This window comes from Arthrobacter sp. TE26545 (assembly GCF_056279005.1).
The window spans coordinates 1,889,791-1,910,894 of sequence record NZ_JBWBQM010000001.1; the positions used below are offsets into that span (position 1 = coordinate 1,889,791).

Sequence of the window (21,104 nt, forward strand, 5' to 3'; positions counted from 1 at the left end):
CCGGTGACTCAAACATCGGTGCCCGTAATCTTCGATCTGGACGGCACCCTTGTCGATCCTGCCGGCGGAATCACAGGCGGGATCGCCGCCGCGCTGGGCGAGATGGGATTGCCCGTCCCGGGGCAGGAAACCCTGGATTCCATGGTCGGTCCCAAACTCAGCGACTCCATGGGAACCATCGCGGGCGTTCCCGTGGAGCTGGTCGGGGAAGCGATCACCCGCTACCGGGCCCACTATCTGGCCACCGGAATCGCGGCCAGCCGGCTCTACCCCGGTATCCACGGACTGCTGGACCACTTCTCCGCCTCAGGGCGGCCCGTTGCCGTCGCAACCCAGAAGCCGCAGGGGCTGGCCCGGGTGGTCCTGGAGCACCACGGCATTGCCGGGTTCTTCACGGCGATCTGCGGATCGTCCGACGACGAGTCCCCGGACGCGGTGCTGCCGTCAGGCAGGAGCGTGCCCGCCGGAAAGATCGAGATCGTGGGCGCGGCCCTTGCCGGGCTGGGTGGCCAGTGCGCGGTGATGGTCGGGGACCGGCACCAGGATGTTGCAGGAGCCATGGCCAACGGCCTGGACTGCGTCGGAGTCCGCTGGGGGTTCGCCCCGGACGGGGAGCTTGAAGGAGCCGGCGCCATCGCTGTGGTGCACACTGCTGATGAGTTGCGGAAGAAGATTGAAGAATTGGACGTTGTCCGTGCGGCGGCGCTGAGCGAGGTGCAGAACGATGGAAGCCTTTGATGTCATCCGCTGGACAACCCGTGGACTGATTTCCGGAAGCTGCCGGCCAACGGTCATCGGCCTGGAGAACGTGCCCAAGGACGGTCCGTTCATCGTCGCTCCCAACCACCTTTCCTTCCTCGACAGCGTGATCGTCCAGGCGCTCATGCCGCGTCCGGTCGCCTTCTTCGCCAAGGCCGAATACTTCACCGGCAAGGGCTTCAAGGGCCGTGCCATGAAGGCGTTCTTCAAGGCCGTGGGCTCCATTCCGGTGGAACGCGGCGAGCAGGCCGCCAGTGTGCAGGCCCTCAAGACTCTGCTGGACATCCTCGAAGCGGGCCGCGGCATCGGCATCTACCCGGAGGGCACCCGCTCCCGCGACGGCCTGCTGTACCGCGGCCGGACCGGCGTCGGCTGGCTTGCCCTCACCACCGGCGCCCCGGTGATCCCGGTGGGCCTGATCGGCACGGACAAGCTCCAGTCGATCGAAACCAATGCCGTCCGCCCGCAGCACTTCACCATGAAGGTGGGCGAGCCCCTGTACTTCGAGAAGACGGGACCGGACCACTCGCTTCCGGCCCGCCGCGAGGTCACGGACCGGATCATGGACGCCATCGCGGAGCTGAGCGGGCAGGAACGCGCGGCCGGCTACAACCAGAGCAAGAGCGCCGAGTAGCCCTGGCGGCGGCGCGCCCTTTCCCTTACTAGACTGGAGCCGTGGCAGATCCAGCGAGTTACCGGCCCCGGACGGGCGAAATTCCGACGACGCCGGGCGTATACCGCTTCCGCGACCCGCACGGCCGGGTCATCTATGTGGGCAAGGCCAAGAACCTCCGTTCCCGGCTGAACTCGTACTTCGCCAACCCTGCCGGGCTCCTGCCGAAGACCCACGCCATGGTGCACGCCGCGAGCAGCGTCGAGTGGACCGTCGTCGCCAGCGAACTGGAGTCCCTCCAGCTCGAATACACCTGGATCAAGGAATTCAAGCCGCGCTTCAACGTCGTCTTCCGGGACGACAAGAGCTACCCCTACCTTGCCGTGACCATGGGGGAGAAGCTGCCCCGCGTGCAGGTGATGCGCGGTGAACGGCGCAAGGGCACCCGCTACTTCGGCCCGTACACCGCGGGCGCGATCCGCGAGACCATGGACACCCTGCTCCGGGTCTTCCCGGTGCGCAGCTGCAGTGCCGGCGTCCTGAAGCGGGCCCAGGCGAGCGGCCGGCCGTGCCTGCTCGGGTACATCGACAAATGCTCTGCCCCGTGCGTCGGCCGGGTCACCCCGGAGGAGCACAGGCGGCTGGCAGAAGACTTCTGCGCCTTCATGGGCGGCGAAGCAGGCAGGTTCATCCGCCGCCTGGAGAAGGAGATGGCCGGGGCCGTCGCCGAGCTCGACTACGAACGCGCGGCCCGCGTCCGAGACGACATCGCCGCCCTGCGCAAGGTGTTCGAGCGCAACGCCGTGGTGCTCTCGGAGGACACCGAGGCGGACGTGTTCGCTCTGCACGAAGACGACCTCGAGGCGTCGGTACAGGTTTTCCATGTACGCGGCGGCCGCATCCGGGGCCAGCGCGGATGGGTGGTCGAGAAGGTCGAAGACGTGACCACGCCTGAACTGATCGAGCATCTGCTGCAGCAGGTCTACGGCGAGGACGGCGAATACCAGGAGCGCATCCCCCGGGAAGTCCTGGTCCCGGAGACCCCTGCCAACCATGCGGAGCTCATTGAGTGGCTGGGCGGGCTGCGGGGCGCGAAGGTGGACATCCGGGTTCCGCAGCGTGGGGACAAAGCCGCTCTCATGTCCACCGTCCGTGAAAACGCGGAACAGGCGCTGAAGCTGCACAAGGTGCGCCGCGCCGGTGACATCACCGTGCGTTCCCAGGCGCTGCAGGAACTCCAGGAGGCGCTCGAACTTCCCGTGCCGCTGCTCCGGATCGAATGCTTCGATATCTCCCATGTCCAAGGCACCAACGTGGTGGCCTCGATGGTGGTGGTCGAGGACGGACTGCCGAAGAAGGCCGACTACCGCAAGTTCTCGATCACCGGCGAGGCCGCCCGCGATGACACCGCGGCCATGCATGACGTCCTGACCCGCCGCTTCCGGCACTACCTGCAGGACAAAGCGTCCCAGCCGCCCAAATCGGGTGAGATCCCGCAGGCAGGAATTCCCGCGGGGGAGGACCGGCCCGGGGGCCAGCCGCCGGCCGATGACGCGGGCGCGCCCGCGGCGAAAGCCAAGTTCGCCTACCCGCCCAACCTGGTCGTCGTCGACGGCGGCCAGCCCCAGGTCAATGCCGCGGCGCGGGCCCTCGCGGACCTGGGTATCGACGACGTCCATGTGGTGGGCCTGGCCAAGCGGCTCGAGGAAGTCTGGCTCCCGGACAGCGACTTCCCCGTGATCCTGCCCCGCACCTCACAGGGCCTGTACCTGCTTCAGCGCATCCGCGATGAGGCCCATCGCTTCGCCATCAGCTTCCACCGGCAGAAGCGCGGGAAGGCCATGACCGTTTCGGCGCTGGATGGCGTGCCGGGCCTCGGCGAAGCCAAGCGGAAGGCCCTCCTGGCCCATTTCGGTTCGCTCAAGAAGATCAAGGCCGCGTCCGTCGTCGAGCTCACCGCAGCCAGGGGCATCGGCCCGGCCCTGGCGGAGGCGATCAACCGGCACCTGGGCGAGGCAGCCGAAGGCAACGAGGCCGCCGTCGCCATCAACATGACCACCGGCGAAATCCTCGAGTCTTAGCTAGGGTCTCGAATCTTAGCTAGGGTAGGAACGGACCGCTGCCGCAGCGGCTCCGGTACGGACCATCTGGAAACGGGGAGATTTGATGTCAGAGCCAACGGCAGAATCCGGCGCGGAGCAGGACGGACTCGTACCCGTCAAGCCTGTCGAAGCGGAACTGCTGGTGGTGACGGGCATGTCCGGTGCCGGCCGGAGCACCGCCTCCGATGCCCTCGAAGACCACGGCTGGTACGTCGTGGAGGGCCTTCCGCCGCAGATGCTCGGCACGCTGGCCGAAATTGTCTCCCATGCCCCCGGCTCGATCCCGAAGCTCGCGATCGTCGTCGACGTCCGCAGCAAGGGACTGTTCACCGACATCCGCACCGCCCTCGGCGCCCTGAGCGCCAGCGGAATCACGTTCCGGGTGCTCTTCCTGGACGCCAGCGACGACGTCCTGGTGCGGCGCTTCGAGCAAGGCCGGCGGCCCCACCCGCTGCAGGGCGGGGGGCGCATCCTCGATGGCATCGCGGCCGAACGCGAGGTGCTGAGGGAACTGCGCGACTCCGCGGACATTGTCCTGGACACCAGCGTCTTCAACGTCCACGGACTCGCCACCGCCATCACCGAACTCTTCAGCGAAACCGGCCCGGTGACGCTGCGCCTGAACGTCATGAGCTTCGGCTTCAAGTACGGTCTCCCCGTGGACGCCAACTTCGTGGCCGACGCCCGCTTCATCCCGAACCCGCATTGGGTCCCGCAGCTGCGCCCCCACACCGGCCTGGACGCCGACGTGCGGGACTACGTGCTCGAAGCCGCCGGCGTGAAGGAATTCGTGGACCGCTACGTGCAGGCCCTCGAACCGGTCTTGGACGGCTACCGCACCGAGAACAAGCACTATGCCACCATTGCCGTGGGCTGCACGGGCGGCAAGCACCGCTCGGTGGCGGTCGCCGTCGAGCTCTCCAAACGCCTGGCACAGTATCCACGCGTGACCGTCACCACCAGCCACCGCGACCTGGGCCGCGAGTAATGGGAGTCCTGACGGGCCCGCTGCCGCTCATCCCGCCGAAGGGAACGCCCGGCAGCCAGAAGGACAAGAGCCCCTCGGTGGTGGCGCTCGGCGGCGGCCACGGACTGGCCGCGTCGCTGTCGGCGTTGCGCCTTCTCACCTCCGAGCTCACCGCCATCGTGACGGTGGCCGACGACGGCGGCTCCTCCGGGCGCCTGCGCGAACAGTACGGCGTCCTCCCGCCGGGCGACCTGCGCATGGCGCTAAGCGCCCTCTGCGACGACACCGACTGGGGACGCACGTGGCGCGACGTCATGCAGCACCGCTTCAAGGCCCCGGAAGGCCGCGAAAGCCCGCTCGACAACCACGCCATGGGCAACCTGCTCATCATGACGCTCTGGGAACTGCTGGGTGACACCGTTGCCGGGCTGAAATGGGCCGGGGCGCTGCTCGGTGCCCGCGGCCAGGTGCTGCCGATGTCCAGCGTGCCGCTGACCATCGAAGGCGACGTCCGCGTTCCGCTGCCCGCCGGCGGCTACGGCGTGCAGACCATCACGGGCCAGGCGAAATGCGCGGTGGCCGGTTCGCTTGAAGACGTCCGGCTCATCCCGGAGGACGCGCCGGCCTGCACCGACGCGCTGACGGCCATCGAGCTGGCGGACTGGATCGTCCTCGGCCCGGGCTCCTGGTACACCTCCGTGCTGCCGCACCTGCTCCTTCCCGAGATGCGCCAGGCCCTCGTGGGCACCGCCGCCAAGCGCTGCCTCACCATGAACCTGGCCATGGACACCAAGGAAACCTCCGGCATGAGCGCGGCCGACCATCTGGACGCACTGCGCAAGTACGCCCCGGAGTTCAGCATCGACGTTGTCCTTGCCGATCCCGAATCCGTTTCCGACGTCGCGACCTTCGAAAAGGCCGCCGGCCGCATCGGCGCGGAGGTTGTCTTCGGTAGAGTAGGTGCGTCCCGGCGCCGCCCGGTCCATGACCCCCTCCTTCTGGCGGCGGCGTACCACGATATTTTCGGGAACAGTTAGGAACACGCCATGGCACTGACCGCATCGGTCAAGGAAGAACTTTCCCGGCTGGATATCAAGAAGTCCTCCGTGCGCAAGGCCGAAGTCTCGGCCATGCTGCGCTTCGCCGGTGGGCTGCACATCATCTCGGGACGCATCGTCATCGAGGCGGAGGTCGACCTCGCCTCCACCGCACGGCGCCTGCGCGCCGCCATCGCCGAGGTCTACGGCCACCAGAGCGAGATCATCGTCGTGTCCGGCGGGGGATTGCGGCGCGGCAGCCGCTACGTCGTCCGCGTAGTGCGCGACGGAGAGGCCCTCGCCAGGCAGACCGGCCTCCTGGACGGCCGCGGCCGCCCCGTGCGCGGGCTGCCGTCCGCCGTCGTCAACGGCTCCGCCGCCGATGCCGAGGCGGTCTGGCGGGGAGCTTTCCTCGCCCACGGCTCACTGACCGAGCCCGGCCGCTCATCTTCCTTGGAGGTCACCTGCCCCGGGCCGGAGTCGGCCCTGGCGCTTGTGGGCGCGGCGCGCCGCCTCGGCATCCAGGCCAAGGCCCGCGAAGTACGCGGAGTGGACCGTGTGGTGATCCGCGACGGCGACACGATCGCAGAGCTCCTGACCCGGATGGGCGCCCATGACGCCCTGATGGTGTGGGAGGAACGGCGCATGCGCAAGGAAGTGCGCGCCACCGCCAACCGGCTGGCCAACTTCGATGACGCCAACCTGCGGCGTTCCGCCCAGGCGGCCGTTGCCGCCGGAGCCCGGGTGGACCGCGCCCTGGAGATCCTGGGCGACGACGTCCCCGATCACCTGAAGTACGCGGGCGAACTGCGCGTAGCGCACAAGCAGGCAAGCCTGGACGAACTCGGCCGCCTCGCCGACCCGCCCATGACCAAGGACGCGATCGCCGGCCGGATCCGGCGCCTGCTGGCCATGGCCGACAAACGCGCCGCTGAGCTGGACATCCCGGGCACCGAGGCAAATGTGACTCCGGAAATGATGGACGAATAGCCTCCGTGCCTAGAATCGACACGGCGGGGGGAAATACCCGGACGGCCCCTTCGGTTATGCCGATGGTCCGCCGGGAACGCAGTACTCCCCAGGGATTTCCGGCCGGTGCTCCGGCCGGATGAACAGAACGAGAGTTAGCAACAGGACCGACGGTCCACGACATTGGAGGGTTTCGTGACAGAGTACGTACTGCCCGAGCTTGGCTACGACTACGCGGCACTTGAGCCGCACATTTCGGCGAAGATCATGGAGCTGCACCACAGCAAGCACCATGCCGCCTACGTCGCCGGCGCCAACAACGCCCTGGCCCAGCTGGCCGAAGCCCGCGAAAAGGGCGATTTCGCCAACATCAACCGCCTGTCGAAGGACCTGGCGTTCCACACCGGCGGCCACATCAACCACTCGGTGTTCTGGAACAACATCTCCCCGGACGGCGGCGACAAGCCGGAAGGCGAGCTCGCGGCAGCCATCGAGGACGCTTTCGGCTCCTTCGACGCCTTCCGCGCCCAGTTCACCGCCGCCGCCCTTGGCCTGCAGGGTTCCGGCTGGGCCTTCCTCGCCTACGAGCCCATCGCCGGCAACCTGCTGATCGAGCAGCTCTACGACCAGCAGGGCAACGTTGCCGTCGGTACCACTCCGCTGCTGATGCTGGACATGTGGGAGCACGCCTTCTACCTGGACTACGTCAACGTGAAGGCCGACTACGTCAAGGCATTCTGGAACATCGTCAACTGGGCCGACGTCGCCAAGCGCTTCGAAGCCGCCCGCGCCAACGCCACGGGACTCATTGTTCTCTAGCGGGTGATCCGGAATACACGCAGATGTAACAAACTTCACATTCGCGTGAATTTCGCCCAAATGGCGGAAAGCCCGCCCCTGCAGTTGCAGGGGCGGGCTTTCTTGAACGTAAGATAGGTCACGGAAGGCGTCAGCCTTCAGCAACGTGGCTGGTCGCCCTCCGATCTGATAATCACTTCTGCCCAAAGACGTGCGGGATTTGTTAGTTGGAATCAAGATCCGACTCACTAGATGTGCTTGAGAGAGCACCAAGGAGACAAAAAGTGACCACCCGTATTGGTATCAACGGCTTCGGCCGCATCGGACGCAACTACTTCCGCGCAGCGCTGGCCCAGGGCGCCGATCTCGAGATCGTCGCGGTCAACGACCTCACCAGCCCCGAGGCGCTGGCCCACCTGCTGAAGTACGACTCCGTCGGTGGTCGCCTGACCCAGTCCGTCGAGGTTTCCGACGGCCAGCTCGTGGTGGACGGCAAGCCCATCAAGGTCCTCGCCGAACGCGATCCCGCAAACCTGCCCTGGGGTGAGCTTGGCGTGGACATCGTCATCGAGTCCACCGGTTTCTTCACCAAGGCCGCGGCGGCACAGAAGCACATCGACGCCGGTGCCAAGAAGGTCCTGATCTCCGCCCCCGCCTCGGACGAAGACATCACCATCGTGATGGGCGTGAACGACGGTCTCTACGACCCGGCTGCGCACAACATCATCTCCAACGCTTCCTGCACCACCAACTGCCTCGGCCCGCTGGCCAAGGTCATCAACGACTCCTTCGGCATCGAACGCGGCCTGATGACGACCGTCCACGCCTACACTGCCGACCAGAACCTGCAGGACGGCCCGCACAGCGACCTCCGCCGCGCCCGCGCCGCAGCCATCAACATGGTGCCGACCTCCACCGGTGCTGCGAAGGCCATCGGCCTGGTCCTGCCGGAACTGAAGGGCAAGCTCGACGGCTACGCCATCCGCGTTCCCGTCCCCACCGGCTCCGCCACCGACCTCACCGTCACCGTTTCCCGCGAAGTCACTGTCGACGAGGTCAACGCCGCTGTCAAGGCCGCCGCCGAGTCCAGCCTCAAGGGCATCCTGAGCTACACCGACGCCCCGATCGTCTCCTCCGACATCGTCGGCGACCCCACCTCCTCGATCTTCGACTCCGGCCTGACCAAGGTCATCGGCAACCAGGTCAAGGTTGTTTCCTGGTATGACAACGAGTGGGGCTACTCCAACCGCCTGGTCGACCTCACGGAGCTCGTCGCATCCAAGCTGGGCTAGGGTAGACACATGACATCTCACACCCTCAACGAACTCATCGCTGAAGGTGTCCGCGGGCGGTACGTTCTGGTCAGAAGTGACCTGAATGTGCCGCTCGACGGCTCTACAGTGACCGACGACGGCCGCGTCAAGGCCTCCCTCCCGGTCCTTAAGAAGCTCTCGGACGCCGGTGCCCGTGTGCTCGTAACCGCCCACCTTGGCCGCCCCAAGGGCGCCCCCGAGGACAAGTACTCGCTCAAGCCCGCCGTGGCGCGGCTCGCCGAACTGGCAGACTTCCCGGTCGCCCTGGCCGCGGATACCGTCGGTACCGCCGCCAAAGAAGCCGCGGCCGCCCTGCAGGACGGCGAAGTGCTGGTCCTCGAGAACGTCCGCTTCGACGCCCGCGAAACCAGCAAGGACGACGCCGAGCGCGGCGCCTTCGCCGACGAGCTCGTTTCCCTCACCGGGGACAACGGCGCCTTCGTGGACGACGCCTTCGGCGCCGTACACCGCAAGCACGCCAGCGTCTACGACGTGGCTACCCGCTTGCCGTCCTACCAGGGCGACCTCGTGCACACCGAGGTGGAGGTGCTCCGGAAACTCACGGCTGACACCCAGCGTCCCTACGTCGTGGTCCTCGGCGGATCCAAGGTCTCGGACAAGCTCGCCGTGATCGACAACCTGCTGGGGAAGGCCGACACCATCCTGGTCGGCGGCGGCATGCTGTTCACCTTCCTGGCCGCTGCCGGCCACAAGGTGGCAAGCAGCCTCCTCGAGGAAGACCAGATCCCGGTGGTCCAGGACTACCTCAAGCGCGCGTCCGACGCCGGCACCACCTTCGTGATTCCGGTGGACGTCGTCGTCGCCAGCCGTTTTGCCGCGGCCGCCGAGCACGAGACCGTCGCCGCGGATGCCATAGAGGCAAGCTCCTTCGGCGCCGCAGGCATCGGCCTGGACATCGGGCCGGAATCGGCGGCCTTGTTCGCCGAGCAGATCAAGGGTGCACGCACCGTGTTCTGGAACGGCCCCATGGGCGTCTTCGAGTTCGAGGCCTTCGCCGCCGGTACCCGCGCGATTGCGCAGGCACTGACGGAAACGGAAGCCTTCACCGTGGTCGGCGGCGGCGACTCCGCCGCGGCCGTGCGCACCCTCGGCTTCGAGGACTCGCAGTTCGGCCACATCTCCACCGGCGGCGGTGCCAGCCTGGAATACCTTGAAGGCAAGGAACTCCCGGGCCTGAGCGTTCTCGACCGCTAGGCAGCAATACCCCGCCAGCAGGCACCAGGCCGGCAAGGTGCCGCTCCCTTCGGAGCAGCACCTTGCCGGTTTCCCTTTTCACTACTTCTATGGAGCACACGTGACAACCTCTGCCAATGGAAACTTCGTCCGCACGCCGTTCATCGCCGGCAACTGGAAGATGAACATGGACCACGTCCAGGGCATCACCCTGCTGCAGAAGCTTGCCTGGACCCTGTCCGATGCCAAGCATGACTACAGCCGTGTTGAGGTTGCTGTCTTCCCGCCGTTCACCGACCTCCGGGGCGTCCAGACCCTCGTCCAGGGCGACGAGCTCAAGGTTGTCTACGGCGGACAGGACCTGTCCCAGTTCGACTCCGGTGCCTACACCGGCGACATCTCCGGCCAGTTCCTGAACAAGCTCGGCTGCTCCTATGTGCTCGTCGGCCACAGCGAACGCCGGACCATCCACAACGAGTCCGACGAGGTCCTCAACGCCAAGGTCAAGGCCGCCTTCCGCCACGAGGTCACCCCGGTGCTGTGCGTCGGCGAAGGCCTTGAAATCCGCCAGGCCGGCACCCACGTCGAGCACACCCTAGCGCAGTTGCGTGCGGGCGTCGAGGGCCTCATGGCTGAGCAGGCAAAGGAACTCGTCGTGGCCTACGAGCCCGTCTGGGCCATCGGTACGGGCGAGGTCGCAGGGCCGGAAGACGCACAGGAAATGTGTGCCGCCATCCGCGCGGAACTGGTTTCCCTGTTCGACGAGGCCGTGGCCGCCGGCACCCGCCTCCTCTACGGCGGCTCCGTCAAGGCCAACAACGCCGCGGCAATCATGGCCGAAGCCGATGTGGATGGCCTGCTCGTTGGTGGCGCCAGCCTCGACCCGGCCGAGTTTGCTAACATTGTCAGGTTCGAGAGCCACATCACCGCGGCCTAGGCCGGGTAAAACTCCCGCTTTCCGTACTCCTGAAAGGCCGTCGTGGACGTTCTTCAAGTAATCCTGCAGATCCTGCTGGGTATCACCAGCCTTCTGCTCACCCTGCTCATCCTGCTCCACAAAGGCCGCGGCGGTGGCCTGTCCGACATGTTCGGCGGCGGCATGAGCTCCGGCCTTAGCTCCTCGGGCGTGGCGGAGCGCAACCTCAACCGCTTCACCATCGTGCTTGGCTGCACCTGGGGCGTGGTGATCATCGGCCTCGGCCTGATCATGCGCTTCACCTCCGGCGGAGACTCCTGAGCAAAGCCATCCTGCGACGGAAACCGGCACTGCCGCCGTCGGGCTCCCGGCATTAGACTTGGCTGCGTGGCTTCCCGCGATGCAGCCGACTCTCAAGGAGCTTGACGATGGTTCATGGCACCCAAGGTTTCCGGGGCACCAGAGCCGGCGTAGCCGCCGGTTCAGGGCCCAAAAACGAGTCCGACAGCAATGCCGGCGAAAACTTGCCGCGTATTCGTGTCCCGTATTGGTGCGCCAACGGACACGAAACGCGGCTTGTTTTTCTTAAGCTGCCGGAAGACCAGATCCCGCCTAGCTGGGACTGCCCGAAGTGCGGCCTCGTGGCCGCCCGGGAGCCTGGCGTGGCGCCGTGCGAACGCCAGGACGACGAAGTGTTCAAGAGCCACCTCGATTACGTTAAAGAAAGGCGCTCCAGCCAGGACGCTGAACGTGTCCTGGCTGGAGCGCTGAAAAGGTTACGCTCCCGCGGGATCCTTGCGGACTAGTTGCTGCGGAACGCGGGAGGCCGCGTTCTCGTCGATCAGCCACAGGGTGCGTGAGCGGCCGTGCGGGCCGGCCGCGGGGACCTGCACCGGGTTCGCCCCGGCCAGGGCCAGGCCGACTGCGCCGGCCTTGTCCTCTCCCGCGACGACCATCCAGATCTCCTGTGCCGAGTTGATCGCCGGCAGCGTCAGTGAAACGCGCGACGGCGGCGGCTTGGGGGAGTTCTCCACTCCCACCACGGTGCGGTCCTGGACACGGATGCCTGCCTGCTCCGGGAAGAGCGAGGCGACGTGTGCATCCGGACCGACGCCGAGCAGCAGCACGTCGAAGCGTGGCAGCTCCCCGGCTTCCGCAGGGCGGTTGTCGGAGGTGTCGGCGGCGTGTTCGGCTTCGGCAGCCGCCTTGAGCCGGGCCGCGTAGTCCGCGGCGGCGTCGTCGGCGGAGGCGAACTCGTCCGACGAGCCGGGCTCATGGACGCGTTCCGGATCCAGGGGCAGCCCGGACAGCAGCGCTTCGCGTGCCTGGCGGGTGTTGCGGTCCGGGCTGTCCTTGGCCACGAAACGTTCGTCACCCCACCACAGGTTGACCCGGGACCAGTCCACGGCCGGAGCCGCCGGAGAGGCCGCAACGGCTTTGAGGGTTCCGATTCCCACGGTGCCGCCCGTCAGGACGACGGTGGCTTCCCCGTGTTTGTCCTGCACATCGACCAGCTTGGTGATGAGCCGGGCCGCAATCGCGGCCATGAGGACGGTGGAGTCGGGGTGGATGCTTACTCTGGGCTCAACGGTCACGGAACGCTACTCCTTGCTGTCGGTGCGGGGCAGTCCCATAGTAATCACTTCACCGAAGACGTCGTCCGGGTCGAGCCGGCGCAACTCCTCGGCGAGGCAATCCCGCAGGCTGCGGCGGGGCAGCGAAATACGCTGGGCCGGCTGGCCGGGCTGGGTCAGCTCGGCCACGGTCAGTCCCGGGCGGTGCAGCTGGACGTCGCCGCTGGCACGGCTCAGCAGCACCCGGCGGATGCCGGTGCCGGCCGGGTCTTCCACGATCTCCACCGGCGCCTCGAGGAAGAGGGTCAGCCAGGCCGCCAGCAGCAGGGTGCTGGGTGAATCCGAGGCGCCCTCCACGGTGATGGCCGTGACGGGGGAGTCGTCCACCTGGTCCAGTGCCGCGGCGAGCTGAAGGCGCCAGTTCGTCAGGCGGGTCCATGCGAGGTCGGTGTCGCCGGCACGGTAGGTGTTGCGGATCCGTTCCAGGGCCGCCGCGGGATCCGGCTCGTTGGCCGAGTCCGTGATGCGGCGGTGCGAGATCCGGCCGATCGAGGTTTCACAGGCGTTGTCCGGCGCGCCGTGCGGCCACCAAGCCACGATCGGGGCATCCGGCAGCAACAGCCCGGCCACGAGGGACTCGCTCTCCTTGGCCAGCGAACCGAAGCCCCGCAGCACGATCACCTCGGAGGCACCGGCGTCGCCGCCCACGCGGATCTGGGCGTCGAGCCGGTCCGGAGCCTCAGCGCCGGCGTCGGCCAGCACGATGATCCGGCAGGGGTGTTCCCGGCTGGCCTCGTTGGCCGCCTCGATGGCCTCTTCCTCCAGGCCGGACTTGGTGACGACCACGAGGGTCAGCACCCGGCCCAGGGCGATGACGCCGCCCTGCTCGCGCAGCGAGGTGATCTTCTTCGAGATCTTGGAAGTCGTTGTGTTCGGGAGATCTACGATCATGGCCTTCTCCAGCTTCGTCCGTCGCGTGCCAGCAGTTCATCGGCCGAGGCCGGTCCCCAGCTGCCCGGAGCATAAGGTTCGGGCTGCTCATCCAGGCCTGCCCAGTATTCCTCGAAGGGGTCCAGGATCTTCCAGGACTCCTCGACCTCCTGGTGGCGCGGGAACAGCGGCGGCTCACCCAGCAGCACGTCCAGGATCAGCCGTTCGTAGGCTTCGGGGCTTGACTCCGTGAAGGAGTGGCCGTAACCGAAGTCCATCGTCACGTCGCGGACTTCCATCTGGGTGCCGGGGACCTTCGAACCGAAGCGGATCGTGGCGCCCTCGTCCGGCTGGACGCGGATGACTACGGCGTTCTGGCCGAAGTCGTCCTCGCCGTGGTCCCGGAACAGCAGGTTGGGGGCACGCTTGAACACGACGGCGATCTCGGTCACGCGGCGGCCGAGACGCTTGCCGGCGCGCAGGTAGAACGGCGCGCCGCTCCAGCGCCGGGTGTTGATGTCCAGCCGGATCGCAGCGTAGGTCTCGGTCTTGGAATCGGCGGGGATGCCTTCTTCCTCGAGGTAACCCTGGACGAGCTCGCCGCCCTGCCATCCGCCGGTGAACTGACCGCGGGCCGAATGCGTGGACAGGTCCTCGGGCAGCTTGACGGCTGCCAGCACCTTCTCCTTCTCGGCGCGGAGGTCGTCCGCGTTGAAGGAAATGGGCTCCTCCATGGCCGTCAGGGCAAGCAGCTGCAGCAGGTGGTTCTGGATGACGTCGCGGGCTGCGCCCACGCCGTCGTAGTAGCCCGCGCGGCCGCCGGTGCCGATGTCCTCGGCCATGGTGATCTGCACGTGGTCCACGTAGTTGGCGTTCCAGATCGGTTCGAACAACTGGTTCGCGAAGCGAAGCGCCAGGATGTTCTGCACCGTTTCCTTGCCCAGGTAGTGGTCGATGCGGAACACCGCGTCCTGCGGGAACACGGATTCGACGATGTCGTTCAGCTTCCGGGCCGACTCGAGGTCGTGGCCGAAAGGCTTCTCAATGACAACGCGGCGCCACTGGCCGTCCGCCGCCTGGGCCAAGCCGTGGCGGGACAGCTGCCGGCAGACCTGTTCGAACGCCTTGGGCGGGATGGAGAGGTAGAAGCCGTGGTTTCCGCGGGTGCCCCGGTTTTCATCCAGTTCGGTGAGCGTGGCGTCGAGACGCTTGAAGGCCTCGTCGTCGTCGAACTCGCCCTGGACGAAACGGATGCCCTCGGACAACTGGTTCCAGACGGCCTCGTCGAACGGGGTGCGGGAGTGCGCCTTGACGTTCTCCCGCACCTCGTTGGCGAAGTCCTCGTTGCTCCAGTCGCGGCGGCCGAAGCCGACCAGCGCGAAGCTCGGGGGCAGCAGCCCCCGGTTCGCGAGGTCGTAGACGGCCGGCATGAGCTTCTTCCGGGCGAGGTCGCCGGTGACTCCGAAGAACACCAACGACGACGGACCCGCAATGCGGTTCAGGCGCCGGTCGCGCGGATCCCGCAGGGGATTGCGGACGGCAGTCTTCCTGCCGTTTTCAGTTTCTGGCATGTTGGAATTGTGCCTTAGCTTTCGAGCGCGGTGGCCCGGGAGGCCAGCGCGGCGACGATTTCCTGGAGCTGGGCGACACCCGCGCTCCGTTCAACAAGGTGCAGGCGGAGGACCGGACGGCCGTGGTCTTCGAGGACTTGGGCGTCTCCTGCGGCCTGGGCCGTGATCAGCTCACCGAAGGTGAAGGGACGCTCCGGGATCTCGACATCCCCGGAGCCGGCCGCTGTGATCTGCAGGAACGAGCCGATGGCCGGACCGCCCTTGTGGAACTGGCCGGTGGAGTGCAGGAAGCGCGGGCCCCAGCCGAACGTCACCGGGCGGCCGCTGACGGCAGCGAGCTGGTCGCGGACGCCTTCGAAGGGAGCATAGGCAATCCGGTCGAAGTAGGCCTGGACGCTGAGGTAGCCGTCCTGGCCGAGCTGGGCCAGCAGTGCCTTCACGGCATCTTCAACCGTGGCCGCAGCGCCCAGCCACTCGCCGCCGCGCACCTCGATGGCTCCGTCGGTGAAGTCGGCCGGGGTGGGCTCGGGGCGTGCGTCAAGCAGGCCGCGCGCGGCCACCTTGGCGGCCTCGACGTCGGGCTGGTCGAAGGGGTTGATGCCCAGCAGCCGGCCGGCCACCGCGGTGGCGAACTCCCACACGAACATCTGGGTGGCCAGGCCACCTGCGATCGCGGCTTCGTTCGCTCCGAGTTCGACGTCGGAATCGGCGCCCACCAGGCGGACCACGAGGACGTCGTCGGCACCGCTGCCGATCTCGGGGGCAGCAGGACCTGCGACGACGGGCAGCACGCCGGTGCCGAGCTTGCCGGTCGATTCGGCGATGAGCTGTTCGGCCCAGTCGGCGAAACCGACGATGCCCGAGCCGTCTTCGGCGATGACGATCTTGTTGCGGAGCGGGGAGGTGCCGCCCAGCGCTGCGCCCAGGCGCAGGCCGATGTTGTCCTCGGAATCCTCGCGGAGGATTTCGGCTGTCTCTTCCGCTTCGTCCAGGAGCGCCTGGATGTCCACGCCGGCCAGGCCGGAGGGAACCAGCCCGAAGGCGGTGAGGGCAGAGAAGCGGCCGCCGACGTTGGGGTCGGCATTGAAGACCGCACGGTAGCCGGCTTCGCGGGATGCCTTGTCCAGCGGCGAGCCGGGGTCGGTGACGATGATGATGCGGCTCTTGGCATCGATGCCGGCGTCGTTGAACGCCTTTTCGAAGACGCGCCGCTGGGAGTCGGTTTCCACGGTGGAGCCGGACTTGGACGAAACCACGATGGCGGTTTCGGCGAGGCGCTCCGCGAGGACAGCACCGACCTGTTCGGGGTCGGTGCTGTCCAGCACGGTCAGCTCGACGCCGGCGGTTCCGGCAATGACTTCCGGGGCGAGCGAGGAGCCGCCCATGCCGCACAGGACAATCCGGGTGACGCCTTCTGCCTTCAGGGCATCCCGGAGTTCCAGGATCCCTTCGACCAGGGGCTGGGAAACGGTAGCCGCTTCCACCCATCCGAGGCGGATCGCCGACTCGGATTCCGCGTCGGCACCCCAGAGGGTGTGGTCCTTCGCGAAGATCCGGCTGGCGACCCGGTCTTCAACAAGTGCCGGGACATGCAGCTCAATGGCCTGCTGCGCGGCACCGCTTGCGTCGTAGCTGAGTGAGCTCATAGGGGTCAGGAAGCCTTCCGTGCGGATGCGAGGGCGCCTTCGACGTCTCCGAGGAGTTCCTTCCAGGAGGCTACGAACTTGTCCAGGCCTTCGGATTCCAGCAGGGCGACGACGTCGTTGTAGGACACACCGAGGCCTTCGAGGGCGTTGAGGACGCCGTTGGCTTCCTCGTAGCTGCCCGCAATGGTGTCACCTGTGACGACGCCGTGATCGAAGGTGGCCTCGAGGGTCTTCTCCGGCATGGTGTTCACGACGCCGGCCGCCGCCAGTTCGGTGACGTAGAGGGTGTCCGGGTAGGCCGGGTCCTTGACGCCGGTGGAGGCCCAGAGCGGGCGCTGCGGCAGGGCGCCTGCCTCGGCGAGCACGGCCCAGCGTTCGGTGGAGAACAGCTCCTCGTAGACCTGGAAGGCCAGGCGGGCGTTGGCGACGCCGGCCTTGCCCTTGAGGGCTTTGGCTTCCTCGGTGCCGATTGCGTCCAGGCGCTTGTCGATCTCGGTGTCCACGCGGGAGACGAAGAACGAAGCGACGGAGTGGATCGTGGAGAGGTCGTGGCCGTTTTCCTTGGCCAGCTCGAGGCCGGACTGGAAGGCGTTGATCACAGCGCGGTACCGCTCCAGCGAGAAGATCAGGGTCACGTTGACGCTGATGCCCTCGCCGAGCACGGCGGTGATGGCGGCGAGGCCTTCGACGGTTGCCGGGATCTTGATGTGGACGTTGTCCTTGTTGACCTTCTTGTAGAGGTGCTTGGCCTCGGCGATGGTGCCTTCGGTGTCCCAGGCCAGGCGGGGGTCCACCTCGATGGACACGCGGCCGTCAACGCCCTTGGTGGCAGCGGCGACCGGAGCGAACAGGTCACAGGCATCGGCCACGTCGGTGGTGGTGATCTCGAAGATGGTCTCTTCCACCGAAGCGCCCTTGGCTGCTTCTTCCGCGATCTTCGCGTCGTAGTCGCTGCCGGAGGTGATGGCCGCGTGGAAGATCGAGGGGTTGGTGGTGACACCGACGACGTTCTTCTCTTCGATCAGCTTGCGCAGCGAACCGCTGGCGAGGCGCTCACGGGAGAGGTCGTCGAGCCAGATCGAAACGCCGACGTCGGAAAGCTGCTGGGTGGGAGTAGTCATTTTGTGTTTCTCCTTGGAAATCAGGCCGAGAGGCCGGCGAGGGAGTCTTTGGCCGCCGCGGTGACGGCGTCGGCAGTGATGCCGAACTCGTTGAAGAGGCGCTTGTAGTCGGCGGAGGCGCCGTAGTGTTCAAGGCTGATGGAGCGCCCGGCGTCGCCGACGAACTCGGACCAGCCCAGGGCCAGGCCGGCCTCGACGGAGACGCGGGCCTTCACGGCTGCCGGGAGGACGGATTCGCGGTAGGCCGGGTCCTGCTTCTTGAACCATTCCACGCAGGGCACGGAAACGACGCGTGCGGCGATGCCTTCGGCCTGGAGGTTCTCGCGGGCCGCCACGGCCAGCTGGACCTCGGAACCGGTGGCGATCAGGATGACATCCGCCGGGACGGTGGCACCGTCCTTGGACGCCTCGGCCAGCACGTACGCACCCTTGGCAACACCGGCCGTGGAAGCGAAGGTATCGCCCTCCGCCTCACCGGTGCCGCGGGCGTAGGTGGGGATGTTCTGGCGGGTCAGCACGATGCCCGCCGGGTTTTCGTGGTTCTCCAGCATGGCCTTCCACGCTGCGGCGACTTCGTTGGCGTCACCGGGGCGGACGACGTCCAGGCCCGGGATGGCGCGCAGCGAGGCGAGCTGCTCCACCGGCTGGTGGGTGGGGCCGTCTTCGCCCAGGCCGATGGAGTCATGCGTCCACACGTACAGGGACGGCACGCCCATGAGCGCGCCGAGGCGGATCGCGGGGCGCTGGTAGTCGGAGAAGATCAGGAAGGTCCCCGAGAACGCGCGGGTGCGTCCGTGCAGGGAGATGCCGTTCACGATCGACGCGGCGGCGTGCTCGCGGATGCCGAAGTGCAGGACCCGGCCGTAGGGGTTGCCGGTCCAGGCGTCGGTGGAGCGGGACGCCGGGATGAAGGAGGGCGAGCCTTCGATCGTGGTGTTGTTGGACTCGGCAAGGTCGGCCGAACCGCCCCACAGTTCCGGCAGCACCGGGCCGATCGCGTTCAGGACCTTGCCGGAGGCGGCGCGGGTGGAAACGTCCTTGCCGGCTTCGAAGACCGGCAGCGCGGCGTCGAGTTCGGCCGGAAGCTTCTTGGCCTCGATGCGCTCCAGCAGGGCGGCCTTCTCCGGGTTGGCGGACTGCCATTCCTCGAAGGACGCCTGCCACTCGGTCCGGGCAGCGGCACCGCGCTCGACAAGCTGGCGGGCGTGGGCCAGGACGTCCTCGTCCACCTGGAAGGACTTGGCGGGGTCGAAGCCCAGCACGTTCTTCAGCGCGGCAACTTCTTCGGCGCCCAGGGCCGAACCGTGGATCTTGCCGGTGTTCTGCTTCTTGGGGGCCGGGTAGCCGATGATGGTGCGCAGCGAAATGATGGACGGCTTGGAGGTCTCGGCCTTCGCCGCCAGCAGCGCGGAGTAGAGTTCCTGGACGTCCTCGACGTAGTCGCCGGTCTTGGTCCAGTCCACGCGCTGGGTGTGCCAGCCGTAGGCTTCGTAGCGCTTCAGGACATCCTCGGTGAAGGCGATGTCGGTGTCGTCTTCGATGGAGATGTGGTTCTCGTCGTAGATGACGACGAGGTTGCCCAGTTCCTGGTGGCCGGCCAGCGAGGATGCCTCGGAGGTCACGCCTTCCTGCAGGTCGCCGTCGGAGGCGATGACCCAGATGGTGTGGTCGAAGGGGGACTCGCCGGCGGGAGCATCGGCGTCGAACAGGCCGCGCTGGCGGCGCTGCGAGTAGGCGAAACCGACCGAGGAGGCCAGGCCCTGGCCCAGCGGGCCGGTGGTGATCTCCACACCTGCGGTGTGCTTGTACTCCGGGTGGCCGGGGGTCAGCGAACCCCAGGTGCGCAGCGCCTCAAGGTCCTTCAGTTCCAGGCCGTAGCCGGAGAGGAACAGCTGGATGTACAGGGTCAGGGAAGTGTGGCCCGGGGAGAGGACGAAACGGTCGCGGCCGATCCAGTCCGGGTTCTTCGGGTCATGGCGCATCAGTTTCTGGAACAGCAGGTATGCCGCCGGTGCCAGGCTCATTGCCGTACCGGGGTGGCCGTTACCGACCTTCTCAACGGCGTCGGCAGCCAGGACACGCACGGTGTCCACTGCACGCTGGTCCAGGCTGGTCCAAGTCAGTTCTTGCTCTTCCAAATGTGGCACGTAAACCGAGCCCCTCTCTGTGCTGACGGCGGCGGGGGTGAACAGCAGACGCGGAGCAGGAAACGGTGCCCGCTGCGAGGTGTCCACCAGCCGTTCACCATTGAATCGTTGATCTATCATCCAGACCCTGGCTTCTGAGAATGCGTTTTCTCAGAAGGCTGCACGAGCTGATCTGCTGACAGCTTAGCCCGAGACAACGGGCCTGTTGGTGGGATTCCCGAAATTTGTCCGCAAAATTCCGATTTATGAATCACCATGGCGCCCAGGAGGGGGTGAAGATTCCGAAACATGCGTGTTTCGCAGGTGCCTTCTGTGCATCCGGGCCACGGTATGATATTCGGAGGCCGCCAGCGGCATGCGCAACCCCGGTCCCCGGAATTGATTTGCAGGGAACGGCGCGGTTGCTGCCCCGCGGGAACACCAAGAGCTACAGAACAGAGTGACTGCCACCGTGAGCACAAGCGATACCAACCTCGATGCCTCTGCCGCCATCCAGAAAAGCGGTTTTTCGCGGAAGTTCAAGGCGTATCTGGCACTGACCAAGCCCCGGGTCATCGAGCTCCTGCTGGTGAGCACCCTGCCCACCATGATCTTCGCCCAGCGCGGCTTCCCGTCGATTGGCCTGATCCTGGCGACCCTCGTCGGCGGTGCGTTCGCCGCCGGCAGTGCCGGGGTCTTCAACTGCTACATCGACCGCGACATCGACAAACTGATGCACCGCACCGAAAACCGGCCCCTGGTCACGGGCGAGGTCTCACCCCGCGAGGCGCTGGTGTTCGGCTGGATCCTTGGCGCGGCGGCTATCGCCATCCTCTGGTTCGGCGCCAACCCGCTGTCCGCCTGGCTCGGCCTCGCCGCCATCGTCTTCTACGTCGTCATCTACACCATGATCCTCAAGCGCCGCACCGCGCAGAACATCGTGTGGGGCGGCGCCGCCGGCTGCTTCCCCGTGCTTATCGCCTGGTCCGCCGTGACGAACACGGTGGGGTGGCCCGCCGTCGTACTTTTCATGGTCATTTTCCTGTGGACGCCGCCGCACTACTGGCCGCTGTCCATGCGTTACGGCGAGGACTACCGCAAGGCGAACGTCCCCATGCTCGGCGCGATCGCCGGAGCCAAGGTGGTTTCCGTGCAGGTGGTGCTCTACGCCTGGGCCATGGTGGCCTGCTCGCTGCTGATGGTTCCGCTGGGCGGCGCCGGCTGGGTGTACACCATTGCAGCCGTCCTGGCGGGCGCCTGGTTCCTGTACGAATCCCACGCCCTGTACGAACGCGCCCAGAAGGGCGAAGTGTCCAACAAGGGCGCCATGAAGGTCTTCCACGGCTCCATCAGCTACCTGACCCTTCTGTTTATCGCCTTGGCCGTGGACCCGTTCGTCGGCGGTCCGCTGTTGGGCGGCTGAGCCGCCGCGGAAGTTCCCGCCGGCTTTTCCGGCTGATACCAAGAA

19 protein-coding genes are annotated in these 21,104 nt (G+C 66.9%); 13 read left to right on the top strand and 6 right to left on the bottom strand.

Features of this window, described 5'->3' with window-relative positions:
- Positions 1–3 precede the first annotated feature (3 nt).
- The 12 genes from ACZ9CK_RS08390 (at position 4) to ACZ9CK_RS08445 (ending at position 11,474) form a co-directional block, all read left to right on the top strand.
- Positions 4–738 (top strand): HAD hydrolase-like protein, encoded by a 735-nt coding sequence (locus tag ACZ9CK_RS08390; protein ID WP_426297427.1) that lies wholly within the window; start codon positions 4–6, stop codon positions 736–738.
- The gene (locus ACZ9CK_RS08395; protein ID WP_426297429.1) at positions 725–1,393 is read left to right on the top strand and encodes a lysophospholipid acyltransferase family protein; all 669 of its coding nucleotides are present in this window, start codon (positions 725–727) and stop codon (positions 1,391–1,393) included. The genes ACZ9CK_RS08390 and ACZ9CK_RS08395 overlap by 14 nt, the downstream gene beginning before the upstream one ends.
- Before the next feature lie 41 nt (positions 1,394–1,434).
- On the top strand, positions 1,435–3,453 hold the full coding sequence (gene uvrC, locus ACZ9CK_RS08400; protein WP_426297431.1) for an excinuclease ABC subunit UvrC: 2,019 nt from the start codon (positions 1,435–1,437) through the stop codon (positions 3,451–3,453).
- Positions 3,454–3,538: 85 nt separating this feature from the next.
- Entirely contained in the window at positions 3,539–4,462 is a 924-nt protein-coding gene (gene rapZ, locus ACZ9CK_RS08405; RefSeq protein ID WP_426297433.1) for an RNase adapter RapZ, read from the top strand.
- Positions 4,462–5,478: a gluconeogenesis factor YvcK family protein gene (locus tag ACZ9CK_RS08410; protein ID WP_426297435.1), complete on the top strand. Its 1,017-nt coding sequence runs from the start codon at positions 4,462–4,464 to the stop codon at positions 5,476–5,478. The genes rapZ and ACZ9CK_RS08410 overlap by 1 nt, the downstream gene beginning before the upstream one ends.
- 9 nt (positions 5,479–5,487) lie before the next feature.
- Positions 5,488–6,468: a DNA-binding protein WhiA gene (gene whiA, locus ACZ9CK_RS08415; protein ID WP_070349529.1), complete on the top strand. Its 981-nt coding sequence runs from the start codon at positions 5,488–5,490 to the stop codon at positions 6,466–6,468.
- Positions 6,469–6,642: 174 nt separating this feature from the next.
- Positions 6,643–7,266 carry a superoxide dismutase gene (locus ACZ9CK_RS08420; protein ID WP_115787362.1) on the top strand — a complete coding sequence of 208 codons (624 nt, stop codon included), beginning with the start codon at positions 6,643–6,645 and terminating at the stop codon, positions 7,264–7,266.
- Between the two features lie 263 nt (positions 7,267–7,529).
- Positions 7,530–8,537, top strand: coding sequence for a type I glyceraldehyde-3-phosphate dehydrogenase (gene gap, locus ACZ9CK_RS08425; protein WP_426297437.1), 1,008 nt, complete (start codon positions 7,530–7,532; stop codon positions 8,535–8,537).
- 9 nt (positions 8,538–8,546) lie between these two features.
- Positions 8,547–9,773 (top strand): phosphoglycerate kinase, encoded by a 1,227-nt coding sequence (locus ACZ9CK_RS08430; protein ID WP_426297439.1) that lies wholly within the window; start codon positions 8,547–8,549, stop codon positions 9,771–9,773.
- 100 nt (positions 9,774–9,873) lie between these two features.
- Positions 9,874–10,689, top strand: coding sequence for a triose-phosphate isomerase (gene tpiA / locus ACZ9CK_RS08435; protein ID WP_426297441.1), 816 nt, complete (start codon positions 9,874–9,876; stop codon positions 10,687–10,689).
- Positions 10,690–10,731: 42 nt separating this feature from the next.
- A complete protein-coding gene (secG, locus tag ACZ9CK_RS08440) occupies positions 10,732–10,989 on the top strand; it encodes a preprotein translocase subunit SecG (RefSeq protein WP_074589634.1) in 258 nt (85 codons plus the stop codon).
- 107 nt (positions 10,990–11,096) lie between these two features.
- Complete coding sequence (locus tag ACZ9CK_RS08445) at positions 11,097–11,474, top strand: RNA polymerase-binding protein RbpA (protein ID WP_426297444.1); 378 nt, start codon at positions 11,097–11,099, stop codon at positions 11,472–11,474.
- On the opposite strand, the gene pgl is transcribed toward ACZ9CK_RS08445, so the two are convergent.
- Genes pgl through tkt form a run of 6 tightly spaced genes read right to left on the bottom strand, consistent with a single transcriptional unit; the run spans position 11,445 to position 19,648 of the window.
- Complete coding sequence (pgl, locus tag ACZ9CK_RS08450) at positions 11,445–12,263, bottom strand: 6-phosphogluconolactonase (RefSeq protein ID WP_426297446.1); 819 nt, start codon at positions 12,261–12,263, stop codon at positions 11,445–11,447. The genes ACZ9CK_RS08445 and pgl overlap by 30 nt on opposite strands.
- 6 nt (positions 12,264–12,269) lie before the next feature.
- A complete protein-coding gene (locus ACZ9CK_RS08455; RefSeq protein WP_426297448.1) occupies positions 12,270–13,193 on the bottom strand; it encodes a glucose-6-phosphate dehydrogenase assembly protein OpcA in 924 nt (307 codons plus the stop codon).
- A complete protein-coding gene (gene zwf, locus ACZ9CK_RS08460; protein WP_426297450.1) occupies positions 13,190–14,743 on the bottom strand; it encodes a glucose-6-phosphate dehydrogenase in 1,554 nt (517 codons plus the stop codon). Before zwf ends, ACZ9CK_RS08455 begins: the two co-directional genes overlap by 4 nt.
- A 14-nt stretch (positions 14,744–14,757) precedes the next feature.
- A complete protein-coding gene (locus tag ACZ9CK_RS08465) occupies positions 14,758–16,389 on the bottom strand; it encodes a glucose-6-phosphate isomerase (RefSeq protein ID WP_426297452.1) in 1,632 nt (543 codons plus the stop codon).
- Positions 16,390–16,394: 5 nt separating this feature from the next.
- Positions 16,395–17,510, bottom strand: a complete 1,116-nt coding sequence (tal, locus tag ACZ9CK_RS08470) for a transaldolase (protein ID WP_426297454.1) — start codon at positions 17,508–17,510, stop codon at positions 16,395–16,397.
- Positions 17,511–17,530: 20 nt separating this feature from the next.
- The gene (gene tkt, locus ACZ9CK_RS08475; protein ID WP_426297456.1) at positions 17,531–19,648 is read right to left on the bottom strand and encodes a transketolase; all 2,118 of its coding nucleotides are present in this window, start codon (positions 19,646–19,648) and stop codon (positions 17,531–17,533) included.
- Between the two features lie 448 nt (positions 19,649–20,096).
- On the opposite strand from tkt, the gene ACZ9CK_RS08480 reads away from it, so the two are divergent.
- Positions 20,097–21,059, top strand: a complete 963-nt coding sequence (locus ACZ9CK_RS08480) for a heme o synthase (protein WP_476049746.1) — start codon at positions 20,097–20,099, stop codon at positions 21,057–21,059.
- Positions 21,060–21,104 lie beyond the last annotated feature (45 nt).

Coding starts and splice junctions, on each gene's coding strand:
- ACZ9CK_RS08465 (WP_426297452.1), bottom strand. CDS start 16,389: ATGAGCTCACTCAGCTACGACGCAAGCGGTGCCGCGCAGCAGGCCATT.
- whiA (WP_070349529.1), top strand. CDS start 5,488: ATGGCACTGACCGCATCGGTCAAGGAAGAACTTTCCCGGCTGGATATC.
- rapZ (WP_426297433.1), top strand. CDS start 3,539: ATGTCAGAGCCAACGGCAGAATCCGGCGCGGAGCAGGACGGACTCGTA.
- zwf (WP_426297450.1), bottom strand. CDS start 14,743: ATGCCAGAAACTGAAAACGGCAGGAAGACTGCCGTCCGCAATCCCCTG.
- tal (WP_426297454.1), bottom strand. CDS start 17,510: ATGACTACTCCCACCCAGCAGCTTTCCGACGTCGGCGTTTCGATCTGG.
- ACZ9CK_RS08430 (WP_426297439.1), top strand. CDS start 8,547: ATGACATCTCACACCCTCAACGAACTCATCGCTGAAGGTGTCCGCGGG.
- ACZ9CK_RS08410 (WP_426297435.1), top strand. CDS start 4,462: ATGGGAGTCCTGACGGGCCCGCTGCCGCTCATCCCGCCGAAGGGAACG.
- ACZ9CK_RS08455 (WP_426297448.1), bottom strand. CDS start 13,193: ATGATCGTAGATCTCCCGAACACAACGACTTCCAAGATCTCGAAGAAG.
- ACZ9CK_RS08395 (WP_426297429.1), top strand. CDS start 725: ATGGAAGCCTTTGATGTCATCCGCTGGACAACCCGTGGACTGATTTCC.
- ACZ9CK_RS08445 (WP_426297444.1), top strand. CDS start 11,097: ATGGTTCATGGCACCCAAGGTTTCCGGGGCACCAGAGCCGGCGTAGCC.